This window comes from Nonomuraea mesophila (genome assembly GCF_004352805.1).
GTDB lineage: Bacteria > Actinomycetota > Actinomycetes > Streptosporangiales > Streptosporangiaceae > Nonomuraea > Nonomuraea longispora.
Genome location: NZ_SMLD01000024.1, coordinates 64,917 through 77,590 on the forward strand (window position 1 = coordinate 64,917; position 12,674 = coordinate 77,590).

Below are 12,674 nucleotides of genomic sequence, written 5' to 3' on the forward strand. Positions count from 1 at the left end.
CGGCATGATGGCGGCGTGGGGGATGTCGTGATCAGGGTGCTCGCGGTCGTCACGGCGATCTGCTGTCTGTCCGCCGTTCCCGCCTACGCGGCGGACGACGGCACGGAGAAACTCTTCACCTTCCGCGATCCCGCGATCACGGAGTCCAGCGGGCTGGCCGTGTCGCCGACACACGACGGCGTCTACTACACGCACAACGACAGCGCCGCCGCTCCCACGTTCTACGCCGTCGACGGGAAGGGCCGTACGAAGGCGACCTTCCAGGTGCAGGGCGCCCAGGCGCGGGACTGGGAGGCGATGGCGGCGTCCAAGGACCCGGAGACAGGCCGGGGGGTGCTCTGGTTCGCCGACATCGGCGACAACCTGGACGGCGCCTGGCCCGACATTTCCGTTTATCGCGTGATGGAGCCGCAGACGCTGCGCAACGCCACCGTGCCCGCGACCCGCTACCGCTTCCGCTACGCCGACGGAGCCCGCAACGCCGAAGGGCTCATGGTCCACCCTGAAACCGGCCGGCTCTACGTGGTGTCCAAGGAGTTCGCGGGCTCGGTCTACGCGGCGCCGAAAAGACTGCGCACCGGCCGGACGAACATCCTGCGCAAGGTCGCCCGCGCCCCCATCATGGCCACGGACGCCGCCTACGCCCCCGACGGCTCGTCGTACGTCATCCGCACCTACTTCTCGGCCACCCTCTACCGGCCCTCCGGCGAGACGATCGCCAAGGTGACGATGCCGGAGCTCGAACAGGCCGAGTCGATCACCTACACCGCCGACGGCACGGCGCTGCTGGTCGGCTCGGAGGGGCCGCGCAGCCCGGTCTACCGGGTGCCGCTGCCCGAGCGCGCCACCCCCACCCCGACGCCCGAAGCGACCCCGGAGGAGACCCGTGACGAGGAGGCAGCCGAGTCGACGCGGGCGGCCACCGGTTTCGGCGCGTCCGGCCTGACCGTCAAGGACGTGCTCATCTGGCTGGTAGCGGCCGCCACCGCCGTGGGCGTGATCACGTTCCTCGCCCGCCGCACCCGCTGAGCCCCGCAGCCGGTCAGCGGCCGGGAGCGCCGCATCGTGCCGGCGATCGCCGCAACGATCGCGGTCAGTACGCAGAAGATGATCGCCAGCCCTATGGCGACGCCGTTGGTCTTGTCGAAGCCGAAGACGAACGTGAGCTGAGCACCGAAGGGCTCGCCCCGCAGGAGCGGCGCGACGAAGGTCGCGACGACGTAGAGCACGCAGAGCACGCACAACGTCCACGCGCCGGGGATCCTGCGGGCGAACGTGAGGGCGAAGGTCGAGAGCCTGTGTGCCGAACGTGATGATGACCGGACGGCAAGCGAAGTCTTCGCCCGAGCCATGAACGTGCTCATGATTGAGAATGGCAACCTCCGCAAGGAACTCGACTCGTCCATCAGACCGCTCCGGCCCGTCTAGCTGATCAAGCTTGTTGCCCGGAGCGCCACGTCGCTACCTCATCGGGAATTGCGCATGGTCGCGGTGAACATATCCCCGCGCAAGGCTTGCTCGACGACGGCGATGGCACGAGCCAGGCGGACCAGACGCGGCCCCTCCTCGCGATAGACGTCGAGCACCTCCTCGACAGCATGAGGAGGGAGATGGCCTTTGAGATCCACCGCTGCGCTTCGGTATCCCGCCCTTGCTGCTTCGACAGATGCATTCACGTGGTGGATCGCCATCCTCGCCAGGGCGATCGGATGTCGTTTCAAAACGTCGTAGGCCCTGTAGTCCGGGGGAACGGCGTCGAGCAGCCAGGCCACGGCCGAGGTCTCCCAGTCGGGCACGCTGGGTGGACGGACCTCGGCCGGCCACTCCGGCGGCAGATACATGAGTCCATCGTACTCACGTTCGATTGACCGCATAGTGGGGCCCCGTCTCCTGTCAGCAAGGCGGCCAGCTCCGGCGCAACAATTACAACAGTACTTATATAAGTACTGATACGATGGGCCGAATGACGGACCCCACTCCTCCCGATCCCACCCACGAAAGCCTCTGGCGGCCGCTGCGACTTCTTCAGTCCTCCATGGACGCGGACATCGCCCGGATCTACTCCAAGAAGCGCATCGAAGGGCTCAACCCGAGCTTTGTGATGGAGCTGCTCCGGCTGTACGCCTGCGGGCCAATGACCATCACCGAGCTGGCAGAGTCGGTCAACCGGACGCATTCAGCACTCAGCCAGAAGGTCGCCGCGATGCGCGAGGCCGGCTGGGCCCAGACCATCGAGGGCGATGACGCGCGCAGCAAGAAGGTGACCCTCACCGACAAGGCCCACCACATCGTGGGTCGCCTGGCGGCGGAGTGGCGGGCCACCGAGGCCGCCATCGCCGAGATCGAGGCCGAGATCCCCTGTCCACTCTCCAGGGTCGTCACCGACATTGAGCAGGCCCTTGCACGCAAGAGCTTCCACGACCGGATCGCGGAGAAGCTGGCGGAGGACCCCGCATGGGACTGAGGCACGCCCTGCTCGATGTCACCCCACTACGGACCTCACCGCCGTTCCGCCGGTTATGGATCAGCCAGGCCCTGTCTGGGTTCGGCAGTCAGATGACGCTCGTCGCCGTGATGTTCCAGGTCTGGCAGATGACCAACAGCGCCGCATGGGCCGGCGCCGTCGGCCTGGCGCAGGCTCTTCCGCTCGTCGTGCTCGGACTCTTCGCCGGTTCGGTCGTCGATCGCGTGGACCGCCGCAAGCTCTGCCTCATCACGACCAGCGGGCACGCCGCGTGTTCGCTCCTTCTCACACTTCAGGGCTTCTTCGGGCACCTCCCGGTCGCCGGAGTTCTGGGGCTGGTCGTCGCACATTCCTGCTTCGCCGCCGTCGGCGGCCCGGCCTCGCGCACCTTCATTCCACACCTTCTGCCCAAGCATCAGCTGGCCGCCGGACTGGCGCTGAGACGGATTGCCTTCCAGGGCTCCATGCTGGTGGGCCCCGCGCTGGGCGGACTGATCGTGGGCGGGCTTGGTGTCAGCGGCTGCTACCTGATCGACACGCTCACCTTCATCGTCGCGCTCTACGCGGTGTTCGGCTTGCCACCGATGAGACCTGGAGATGAGCCTCCCCGCCCCGGTCTGCGCGGAGTGCTGGACGGCTTGGCCTTTCTGGCCCGCACTCCCGTCATCCGGGGCGCCCTGCTCACCGACCTGGCCGCCACCGTGCTGTCGATGCCGATCAGCTTGTTCCCCTTGATCAACGCGGAACGGTTCGGCGACGACCCGCGCACTCTCGGATTGTTTCTCACGGCCATTGCCGTCGGTGGCGTCGCGGCGTCCCTCTTCTCCGGGACGTTCACCCGGCTGCCCCGGCTCGGTCTTGTCATGCTCGGCGGATCCGCCGCATGGGGCGCCGCGCTCGCGCTGTTCGGCCTGTCGCCCCACCCGTGGGCCGGATTGGCCTTCCTCGTCCTGGCCGGCGCGGCCGACACCGTTTCCGTGGTGTCCCGGAGCACCATCGTCCAGATGCACACCCCGAGCGAACTGCTCGGCCGGGTCAGCGCTGCTGAACAAATCGTGGGACAAGCCGGCCCTGACATCGGCAACATGCGCGGGGGCCTCGTCGCAGACGCTACCTCGGGAGCAGCAGCCCTGATCAGCGGAGGCCTGCTCTGCCTCGGTGCCGTCGCCGCGGTGGGAGTCACCACGCCGGGCCTGCGGCGGTTCTCAGCAGAACACCCGGCTCCGCCTGTCACCGACAGGTGAGGATCGCTGGAACCGGTGGGGATCGTCTTCGACTGCCATGGGCGTTCTCTATCGGCGACGTGCAGGGCCGTGTACTGATCCCCTACCTGCGCGCTCATGGATGCGAGCAACGACACGGCGGTCTGGTCCGAGCTCGTCCGCCGGCGTTTCGGCCTGGAGCGGTCCATCCGGCGGTGGTTCATCAGCTCCGATCTGCGAACCTGCAAGCCTGACGCGAACGCCTACCGCGGTGCTCGACACACTGGAGACCTCTCCCGAGGAGGTGGTGTTCGTCGACGACCGGCCGGTCAACCTCGCTCCCGCTCGTTCACTGGCGCCGAACGATCCGTCGACCCGAGGCCCGAGCCGCCGTGAGGGACCGGCTGCGCGAGACCGGTCGGATGCGGCCCGAGGAGATTCACGGCATCGACGCGGCGCTCGGCGGCGACGTGGTGGGGACATCGACGCTGGCGGGTGGGTTCTCTCACGAGACGTGCCTGCTCACGCTGACCGACGGCCGGGTCGTCGCACGGCTCGGCGGACCGGATCCGGTCAGCCCGGCTGGACCTCGTCGAAGAGGGCGAGGGCCGCGGCGGGGTCGGGGCTCACGAGGCGGTCAAGGCCGGCCGCCGTGATCGTCGCCCAGATGCCGGCCCGTGCCCACATCTGTTCCTCGAAGGCGCGTACGGCCTCGTCCAGGTCGTCAGGGCCGCAGGCGGCGACGGACTCGGCGAGTTCGGCGCCTTCCAGCATCGCGAGGTTGGCGCCCACTCCCAAGGGAGGCATCAGGTGGGCGGCGTCGCCCAGCAGCGTCACCCCGGGGATGTGGGCCCAGGTGTGGGACACGGGCAGCACGTGGAGGGGCCGGCGGACGAAGGCGGTGCCATGGCGGAGGAGATCGAGCAGGGGAGCGGCCCAGCCGTCGAACAGGGCCAGCACCTGTGACCGCAGGGTCCCGGCGTCGGACGGCTCCGCGTCGGTCAGGGTCGTGGGCCGGTCCAGCGGCGCGCGGAACTGGGCGTACACCTTGACGTGGCCGCCGCTGTTGCGCTGGGCGACGAGGCCGCGGTTCACGCCGTACACCGCCACGGACCCGTCGCCGATCAGCGCGGCGAGGTGGGGGTGGCGGGTGTCGACGTCGGTCAGTGAGGTCTCGACGAGTGTGACGCCGGTGTAGTGCGGCGTCGCGGTCGACAGGGCCGGGCGGACCCGGGACCACGCGCCGTCCGCGCCGACCACGAGGTCGAAGGTCTCCTGTCGTCGGTCGGAGAAGTGCACCAGCACGCCGTCCCGGGTCCCCGGATCCACCCGCGTCACCTGCCGACCCCACTGAACGTCAAGAGGGCCGAGCAGGAGGTCACGCAGGTGCCCGCGGTCGATCTCGGGATTGGCCCGGTCGCCCGGACGGGGTCGCCAGTCGCGCAGGACGGTCCCGTCCACGTCCAGGATGCGCATGGCCTGACCTTCGGGGCGGGACAGCGCCTGGAACTCCGCCAGCAGCCCCGCCTTGTCCAGCGCGACCTGGCCCATCCTCTCGTGCAGGTCGAGCGTGCCGCCTGGAGGGCGGGCATCGGGGGCGGCGTCACGTTCGAGCACGGTGACGGGGTGATCGTGGCGGTGCAGCACGCGGGCGAAGGTCAGGCCGGCGGGCCCTCCTCCGACCACCGCGATACGACGTCTCATGGTAATACACTGTATTGCTGCTATACGGCGTATTGCAACAGTACGATGTAATCATGACTGTGTGGGACCGGCCGGAGCCGCAGGGGCGCCCCGCGCCGCTGGACCGGGAGCGCATCGTCGCCGCGGCCATCGCGCTGGCCGACGAGGGCGGGCTGGAGACGGTGTCGTTGCGCAAGGTCGCCGCCCGGCTGGACGCGGGCCCGATGCGGCTGTACGGCTACATCGCCACCAAGGAGGAGCTGTTCGACCTCATGGTGGACGAGGTCCACGCCGAGATCCTCCCCGAGAAGCCGCCCGGCGACTGGCGGGAGGCGCTGCGCAACCACGCCCACCGCACCAGGCGGGCCGCCCTCCGCCACGAATGGCTGGCCGATCTGCTCGGCGGCCGTCCGGCCCTGGGCCCGAACGCCCTCGCCGTGAGCGAGGCCAGGCTGGCCGCCTTCGAGGGCGTCGCCGACCTTGATACCGTCCGGTGCGCGGTGGACATCGTCGGCGCCTACCTCACCGGCGCGATCAGGCGCGAGATCGCGAACCTGCGGGCCGAACGCGCCACGGGCCTGTCCGACCGCGAGTGGCAGCGCGCCTCCGGCCCGCACGTGATGAGGATGCTGGCCACGGGCCGCTTCCCGGCCCTGGCCAAGGCCGTGCACGAGGGCACGGAGGTGGACGCCGAGACGTCCTTCGCGACCGGACTGGACTGGATCCTCGACGCCGTGGCCGCCAAGCTCGCCCGGCCACCCGCATGAGGATCGACGGGCCACATGGTGGTCTCAGGGGTGGTCCGGGGCGAGCGCGGCGAGTTCGGCGGCTCGCCTCAGGTCCTTGGGGCGGCCCAGGGCGTGGCGCATGCGGATCAGGTCCTCCCGGGAGGCATAGTGCACCACCAGGCCGCCGGGGTCGACCGCGCTGATCGCGTGGTCGAGGAACTCCCGCACGCGCAGGTCGCGCCAGGGCAGCGCCGGGGTGCAGCAGTCGCCGCCGGCTCCGGGCGAGGTGAACGACACCTTGGGGCGGAGGAAGGAATCCGGACGAGTCGGTAGGAGACCCCCCTTCTCATCCGTCAGCCGGGCATCGATGGAGGCGAAGGCCGCGGCCAGAGCCGGGGCGTGCTCCGGAGCGCCGTCCCAGAGCAGGTCCAGATCGCCGGTCAGCTCGGTGGATCCGTGCATGATGCCGGCGACCTGCCCGATCACCACGGCCCGCACGCCGTGGTGGTGGAGGGCTTCGAGCAAGGGGAACGGATCGAACCCGAGCGCGCCGTCCGTGCCGATCGTGCCGACGTCGTCGTCGGCGTCCTCATGGCCGAGGCCGGTTCCCGCCCGGTTCGTGGCCAGCTCGCGGGTGCGCCGGGCGGCGGCGCGAAGTCGCTGCAGCGGTTCGTCGATCACCTGGTCCATGCAACACCGGCCGTGGCCGGATCTCCACCCGGTCGAAGAGGCCGCCGCCTATCGCCCGGATATGGCAAGCACGGGTGGTAGGTCCGAGAATTGTCATGTGACGGAGAAGATCGGGATCGTGGGCGCGGGCATCGTGGGCCTGGCGGTGGCGCGGCAACTGGCCGAGTCCAGGGGCGCCGAGGTGACGGTGCTGGAGAAGGAGGGCCGCGTCGGCGCCCACCAGACCGGGCACAACAGCGGCGTCGTGCACGCGGGCATCTATTACCCGCCGGGCTCACTCAAGGCCAGGTTGTGCCGCGAGGGAGTGGCGCTGCTCAAGGACTACTGCGCCGCGCACGCCCTGCCGTACCACGAGGTCGGGAAGCTGGTCGTGGCGAGCACCACGGCAGAGCGCCCGCGGCTGAGCGCGCTGGCCGAGCGGGCCAGGGCCAACGGGGTGCCGGGCATCACCGAGCTGGACGGGCTGGCCCTGCGCGAGATCGAGCCGCACGCGGTCGGCGTCGGCGCCATCCACTCGCCGCACACCGCGATCTGCGACTTCCCCGCCGTCGCGCGCCGGCTCGCGCAGGACGTGGCGGAGCTGGGCGGGTCCGTACGCCTCGCGCACCCGGTCAGGGCGATCAGGGAACGCCCCGGAGGCGTGGAGGTGCTGGCCGGGCGGCGGAAGTTGTCCTTCGACCGCCTGGTGGTGTGCGGCGGACTGAACACCGACGCGGTGGCCCGGATGGCGGGCTCACCGGGGGACGTCCGGATCGTCCCGTTCAGGGGTGACTTCTACGCGCTCAAGGGCGCGGCCAAGGACCTGGTCCGGGGGCTGATCTACCCGGTGCCCGATCCGCGGTATCCGTTCCTGGGGGTTCATCTGACGCGGCAGACCGACGGCCGGGTGCTGGCGGGGCCGAACGCGGTGCTCGCTCTGGCCTATGAGGGTTACGGTTCTGCCGTGCGATGGCCAAATTACCGTAATTTTCGGCAAATACTTGGGTGGCCGGGGACGTTGCGCCTGGCCCGTGCCCATTGGCGTACCGGGCTCAGGGAACTCCACGGCTCGCTCGTCAAACGCGAGTTCCTGCGCGCCACCCGCCGCTACGTCCCCGCCCTCACCGCCTCCGACCTGGAGCGCACCGAGGGCGGCGTACGTGCCCAGGCGGTGTCGCGGGACGGCCGCATGGTCGACGACTTCGTCGTTGACGTGCACGGCCGGGTGGTGCTCGTACGTAACGCACCCTCGCCCGCCGCCACGTCCAGCCTGGCCATTGCCCAGCACATTGCCGGAATTGTCCCAGCACCCGTCCGATGAGTGCATCCTTGGATGTGATGGAAGCACGCCTGCTGATCGTCGAGGACGATCCGAACATCCTCGAGCTCCTCGCCGCGAGCCTGAGGTTCGCGGGTTTCGACGTGACCACCGCCAAGAGCGGCCTCGACGCCGTGGCCGCCGTGCAACGGCACAGGCCCGACCTCGTGGTGCTCGACGTCATGCTGCCCGACCTGGACGGATTCGAGATCGTCAGGCGGCTGCGCGGCGGCGGGCTGCGTACGCCGGTGGTGTTCCTGACCGCCCGCGACGAGACCGAGGACAAGATCCGCGGGCTCACCATCGGCGGGGACGACTACGTGACCAAGCCGTTCAGCCTGGAGGAGGTGATCGCCAGGATCCACGCGGTGTTGCGCCGTACGAGCGGGGAGCCGCAGTCGGCGCCGCCGAGGCTGACGTTCGCCGACATCGAGCTGGACGAGGAGAGCCACGAGGTGTGGCGCGGGGGCAACGCCGTGGCGCTGTCGCCGACCGAGTTCAAGCTCCTGCGCTACTTCATGACGAACGCCGGCCGGGTCCTGTCCAAGCCGCAGATCCTCGACCACGTGTGGGACTACGACTTCAGGGGCGAGGTCGGCATCGTCGAGTCGTACGTCTCCGTGCTCCGCCGCAAGATCGACAATCGCAGCCCGCGGCTCATCCACACGCTGCGCGGTGTCGGCTACGTCCTGCGCCTGCCGCCGAGCCCCTGATGCGCGGCCTGCCGCTGCGGATCAAGCTGATCGCGTCGATGCTGGCCCTGCTGGGCTTCGGCATGACCTTCATCGGCCTGGTGAGCGTCTCGGTGCTGCACGGCTACCTCATCGACCGGGTCGACAGCCAGCTCCACCTGCTCAGCCTGCGCATGCACAAGAAGGTGCTGAGCGACTGGAGGAGGGACAGGGAGACCTCCGACCGGCCGATCGCCATCGAGTCCGACGCGATCGTACTGGTCAAGGAGCCGGGCGGCGTGTTCGAGCCGATGCTGACCGATCGCGACGTCGACATGAAGCCGAAGCCGATCCTGCAGTCGGCGCCCGGAGCCGAGCCCTACAACGCGCCCGCGATCAGGGGCGACGGCGAGTGGCGGGTGCTGGAGAGCATGGTGCGCAGGCGCACCCTCGTCGTCGCGGTGGACCTGGAGGAGGTCGACGCCATCACCCGGCGGCTCGTGCTCATCGAACTGCTCGGCGGTGGTGGCATCCTGCTCATCCTGGCCGTCGTGGGCATCACGATCGTGCGGCGCAGCATGCGTCCCCTCGCCCAGATCGAACGTACGGCCGAGGCCATCGCGGGCGGCGAGCTGGGCAGGCGGGTGCCCGACGGCGACCCGCGTACGGAGGTGGGCCGCCTGGCCAGGTCGCTCAACGGGATGCTGGCGCAGATCGAGACCGCGTTCGCGGCCAGGTCGCAGTCGGAGGCGGCGGCCAGGCGCTCCGAGGTGCGCATGCGCGAGTTCGTCGGGGACGCCTCCCACGAACTGCGTACGCCGCTGACCTCCATCCGCGGCTTCGCCGAGTACGCCAGGCAGAACCCCGGCGCCGATCCCGCCGAGCTGATGCAGCGCGTCGAGAAGGCCGCCGGGCGGATGAGCCTGCTGGTGGACGACCTGCTGCTGCTGGCCAGGGTGGACCAGCAGCGCCCGCTGAAGATGCGCCCGGTCGACATGCTGGCGCTGGCGGCCGACGCCGTGCACGATGCCAGGATCCTCGCGCCCGACCGTACGGTGAAGCTCGACATGGTCGGCGGCGCGGCCCTGATCGTCTCCGGCGACGAGGTGCGCCTGCGCCAGATCATCAGCAACCTCGTCACCAACGCCATCATCCACACCGAGCCGGGCACGCCGATCACGGTGCGTGCGGGGGCGGGCGCCGGCACACTGTTCCTCGAAGTGGTCGACAGCGGCCCCGGGCTCACTCCCGACCAGCTCGACCGGGTCTTCGAACGCTTCTACCGGGCCGACTCCGCCCGCTCGCGCCGCCGGTCGGGCGAGGACCGGGGCAGCGGGCTCGGCCTGGCGATCGTCCAGGCGCTGGTGGCGGCCCACGGCGGCACGGTGACGGTCGAGAGCTCGCCCGAGGACGGCTCGACCTTCCGGGTCGAACTCCCACTTGCCTTGGAGTGAGCGTTCAGCAAACCCTCAGGTGATTTTGTCACGCTGAGTAGGTGACGAAACCCGAGGCGCTGATCATGGTGGTGGACGACGAGCCCAGCATCAGAGATCTCCTCTCCGCCAGCCTGCGCTTCTCCGGTTTTGAGGTGCTGACCGCCGCCGACGGGCAGGAGGCCGTCGAGGTCGCCGAACGCGCCTCGCCCGACCTGGTCGTGCTCGACGTGATGCTGCCCGATCTCGACGGGTTCGAGGTGGCCAAGCGGATCGGCACGCCCGTGTTGTTCCTGACCGCCCGCGACGCCACCGAGGACAAGATCGCGGGGCTGCGGGTCGGCGACGACTACGTGACCAAGCCGTTCAGCCTCGAAGAGGTGCAGGCCAGGATCCGGGCGGTGCTGCGGCGTACGCGCGGCGAGGGCGGTCCTCCCAGCAGGCTCAAGGTGGCCGACCTGGAGCTGGACGAGGACGCGCGCGAGGTGTGGCGGGCCGGGCGGCAGGTGCGGTTGTCGCCGACCGAGTTCAAGCTGCTGCACTACTTCATGGTCAACGCCGGGCGCGTGTTGTCGAAGGCGCAGATCCTCGACCACGTCTGGAACTACGACTTCGGCGGCGACGCCGGCGTGGTCGAGTCGTACGTCTCCTATCTCAGGCGCAAGGTCGACGACGTCGAGCCGCGGCTCATCCACACGCTCCGCAGCGTCGGCTACGTGCTGAGAGAGCCGCCCCCGGGCTGAGCGCGCGGCAACAGCTCGGCGGTGGGACCGGTGAATGTGGTTCACGCTGGGTAGCGTGGGTTCATGGACCTGCTGGGCGCGTTGGAGACCCTGCGCCGGCCACTCGACCGTGAGCTGTTCCCGCTGGCGATCGGGGACAGCGCGGCCGACAGGCGGGCGCTGCGCGAGCTGACCGGCCAGCTCGACGACTACCTGCTGCCCCGGCTGCGCTCCCTCGACGCGCCGCTGCTGGCCGTCGTCGGCGGATCCACGGGCGCGGGCAAGTCCACGCTGGTCAACTCGCTGGTCGGGGCCGACGTCGCCGAGCCGGGCGTGCTGCGGCCCACGACGCTGGTGCCCACGCTCGTGGTCAGCCCAGCCGACCGCGACTGGTTCATGGGCCAGAACGTGCTCCCCGGCCTGTCCCGCGGCACCGGCGACGGCCCCGGCGCGCTGCGGGTGGTGACCTCCGACGCGCTCGGCGCCGGGCTCGCGCTGCTCGACGCCCCCGACATCGACTCCGTGGTCACCGCCAACAGGCAACTGGCCGCCCAGCTCCTCGCCGCCGCCGATCTGTGGTTGTTCGTCACCACCGCGGCCCGCTACGCCGACGAGGTGCCGTGGAGCTTCCTGCATTCCGCCCGCGAACGCAGCACCGCGCTCGCCGTCGTCCTCGACCGGGTGCCGCCCGACGCCTTCGAGCCCGTACCGCGCGACCTGTCCAGACTCCTCGCCGAGAACGGCCTGGAGGACACCCGGCTGTTCACCGTCCCCGAGGTGCCGCTGCCCGACGAGAAGGCCCGGCTGCCCCGCGCGACCGTGCGGCCCGTCGCCGACTGGCTCACAGGGCTGGCCGCCGACGCCGCGGAAAGGTCCCGCGTCGTACGCCGGACGCTGTCGGGGGCGCTCGACAGCCTCGCCACCCGGGTGCCGACGCTGGCGCAGGCCATCGACCGCCAGCGCGCCGCCTTCGACGGCCTGCGCTCGATCGTCACGGGAGCGTACGCCGGCGGCATGGCCGACTTCGACGAGGGCATGCGCGACGGCTCGCTGCTGCGGGGCGAGGTGCTGGCCCGCTGGCAGGACTTCATCGGCACCGGCGACCTCATGCGCTCGCTGGAGAGCCGGGTCGGCCGGGTGCGGGACCGCGTCGTCGGCTTCTTCACAGGACGGGTGCCCGAGCTCCGGCTCAGGGACGCCCTGGAGAGCGGCGTCGAATCGCTCATCAGGGGCGCCGCCGACGGCGCCGCCGAACGTGCCCTGGAGGGGTGGTCCGCCGCGCCCGGCGGTCCCGGGCTCCTCGAACGGCTCGGCGCCGTCGAGTCCGCCCGGCTCGGCCGTGCCTCGCCCGAGCTGGCCAAACGTGTCGAGGCGGCGGTGCGGGGGTGGCAGGAGTTCGTGCTCGACCTCGTACGCGAGGAGGGGGCCGACAGGCGCACGACCGCGCGCGTGGCGTCCTTCGGGGTGAACGGGGCCGGGCTGCTGCTCATGCTGGGCGTGTTCGCCTCCACAGGAGGGCTGACCGGGATCGAGGTGGGGATCGCCGGCGGGACGAGCGTACTGACCCAGAAGCTGCTGGAGGCCGTCTTCGGCGACCAGGCGGTGCGTACGCTGACCGTGCGCGCCCGGGAGGACCTGCGCGAGCGGGTACGCACCCTGCTGGCCGAGGAGGCGGCCCGGTTCACCGCCCAGCTGGAGGTGGTCGAGCCGCCCGCGGACACGGCGGACGCGCTGCGTACGGCGCTGGAGCGCATCCAGGCCCACCGCGCCGAACTCCCCACCCC

At 70.5% G+C, this 12,674-nt stretch carries 12 protein-coding genes; 9 read left to right on the top strand and 3 right to left on the bottom strand.

Annotated features, from left to right (window positions below):
* Positions 1 to 15 precede the first annotated feature (15 nt).
* Positions 16 to 1,029, top strand: a complete 1,014-nt coding sequence (locus E1295_RS12360; RefSeq protein ID WP_132630389.1) for a hypothetical protein — start codon at positions 16 to 18, stop codon at positions 1,027 to 1,029.
* A gap of 437 nt (positions 1,030 to 1,466) precedes the next feature.
* Here E1295_RS12360 and E1295_RS12365 read toward each other — a convergent pair whose 3' ends face one another.
* The gene (locus E1295_RS12365) at positions 1,467 to 1,841 is read right to left on the bottom strand and encodes a hypothetical protein (protein ID WP_132630390.1); all 375 of its coding nucleotides are present in this window, start codon (positions 1,839 to 1,841) and stop codon (positions 1,467 to 1,469) included.
* A gap of 194 nt (positions 1,842 to 2,035) precedes the next feature.
* Here E1295_RS12365 and E1295_RS12370 point away from each other — a divergent pair, with 194 nt between their 5' ends.
* Together E1295_RS12370 and E1295_RS12375 are read left to right on the top strand one after the other, a co-directional pair.
* Positions 2,036 to 2,464 (top strand): helix-turn-helix domain-containing protein, encoded by a 429-nt coding sequence (locus E1295_RS12370; RefSeq protein ID WP_220448673.1) that lies wholly within the window; start codon positions 2,036 to 2,038, stop codon positions 2,462 to 2,464.
* Positions 2,455 to 3,708 carry an MFS transporter gene (locus E1295_RS12375; protein ID WP_132630392.1) on the top strand — a complete coding sequence of 418 codons (1,254 nt, stop codon included), beginning with the start codon at positions 2,455 to 2,457 and terminating at the stop codon, positions 3,706 to 3,708. Before E1295_RS12370 ends, E1295_RS12375 begins: the two co-directional genes overlap by 10 nt.
* Positions 3,709 to 4,239: 531 nt before the next feature.
* Here E1295_RS12375 and E1295_RS12380 read toward each other — a convergent pair.
* Positions 4,240 to 5,370, bottom strand: a complete 1,131-nt coding sequence (locus E1295_RS12380; protein WP_132630393.1) for an FAD-dependent oxidoreductase — start codon at positions 5,368 to 5,370, stop codon at positions 4,240 to 4,242.
* A gap of 53 nt (positions 5,371 to 5,423) precedes the next feature.
* On the opposite strand from E1295_RS12380, the gene E1295_RS12385 reads away from it, so the two are divergent.
* Positions 5,424 to 6,116, top strand: a complete 693-nt coding sequence (locus E1295_RS12385; protein ID WP_132630394.1) for a TetR/AcrR family transcriptional regulator — start codon at positions 5,424 to 5,426, stop codon at positions 6,114 to 6,116.
* A gap of 24 nt (positions 6,117 to 6,140) precedes the next feature.
* On the opposite strand, the gene E1295_RS12390 is transcribed toward E1295_RS12385, so the two are convergent.
* Positions 6,141 to 6,767 (bottom strand): hypothetical protein, encoded by a 627-nt coding sequence (locus E1295_RS12390; RefSeq protein WP_425465338.1) that lies wholly within the window; start codon positions 6,765 to 6,767, stop codon positions 6,141 to 6,143.
* 61 nt (positions 6,768 to 6,828) lie between these two features.
* On the opposite strand from E1295_RS12390, the gene lhgO reads away from it, so the two are divergent.
* The 5 genes from lhgO to E1295_RS12415 form a co-directional block, all read left to right on the top strand.
* Entirely contained in the window at positions 6,829 to 8,067 is a 1,239-nt protein-coding gene (lhgO, locus tag E1295_RS12395; RefSeq protein ID WP_132630395.1) for an L-2-hydroxyglutarate oxidase, read from the top strand.
* Between the two features lie 17 nt (positions 8,068 to 8,084).
* Entirely contained in the window at positions 8,085 to 8,777 is a 693-nt protein-coding gene (locus E1295_RS12400; RefSeq protein ID WP_246063592.1) for a response regulator transcription factor, read from the top strand.
* The gene (locus E1295_RS12405; RefSeq protein ID WP_132630396.1) at positions 8,777 to 10,189 is read left to right on the top strand and encodes a sensor histidine kinase; all 1,413 of its coding nucleotides are present in this window, start codon (positions 8,777 to 8,779) and stop codon (positions 10,187 to 10,189) included. The genes E1295_RS12400 and E1295_RS12405 overlap by 1 nt, the downstream gene beginning before the upstream one ends.
* A gap of 65 nt (positions 10,190 to 10,254) precedes the next feature.
* Positions 10,255 to 10,911 (top strand): response regulator transcription factor, encoded by a 657-nt coding sequence (locus tag E1295_RS12410; protein ID WP_132630407.1) that lies wholly within the window; start codon positions 10,255 to 10,257, stop codon positions 10,909 to 10,911.
* Positions 10,912 to 10,974: 63 nt separating this feature from the next.
* On the top strand, positions 10,975 to 12,674 hold a 1,700-nt coding region (locus E1295_RS12415), incomplete at its 3' end, for an ABC transporter (RefSeq protein WP_132630397.1).

Bases quoted from the DNA above. Each gene is read 5' to 3' on its own strand.
- E1295_RS12365 (WP_132630390.1), bottom strand. From the start codon at position 1,841: ATGTATCTGCCGCCGGAGTGGCCGGCCGAGGTCCGTCCACCCAGCGTG.
- E1295_RS12370 (WP_220448673.1), top strand. From the start codon at position 2,036: ATGGACGCGGACATCGCCCGGATCTACTCCAAGAAGCGCATCGAAGGG.
- E1295_RS12375 (WP_132630392.1), top strand. From the start codon at position 2,455: ATGGGACTGAGGCACGCCCTGCTCGATGTCACCCCACTACGGACCTCA.
- E1295_RS12380 (WP_132630393.1), bottom strand. From the start codon at position 5,370: ATGAGACGTCGTATCGCGGTGGTCGGAGGAGGGCCCGCCGGCCTGACC.
- E1295_RS12385 (WP_132630394.1), top strand. From the start codon at position 5,424: ATGACTGTGTGGGACCGGCCGGAGCCGCAGGGGCGCCCCGCGCCGCTG.
- E1295_RS12390 (WP_425465338.1), bottom strand. From the start codon at position 6,767: ATGGACCAGGTGATCGACGAACCGCTGCAGCGACTTCGCGCCGCCGCC.
- lhgO (WP_132630395.1), top strand. From the start codon at position 6,829: ATGGCAAGCACGGGTGGTAGGTCCGAGAATTGTCATGTGACGGAGAAG.
- E1295_RS12400 (WP_246063592.1), top strand. From the start codon at position 8,085: ATGGAAGCACGCCTGCTGATCGTCGAGGACGATCCGAACATCCTCGAG.
- E1295_RS12405 (WP_132630396.1), top strand. From the start codon at position 8,777: ATGCGCGGCCTGCCGCTGCGGATCAAGCTGATCGCGTCGATGCTGGCC.
- E1295_RS12410 (WP_132630407.1), top strand. From the start codon at position 10,255: ATGGTGGTGGACGACGAGCCCAGCATCAGAGATCTCCTCTCCGCCAGC.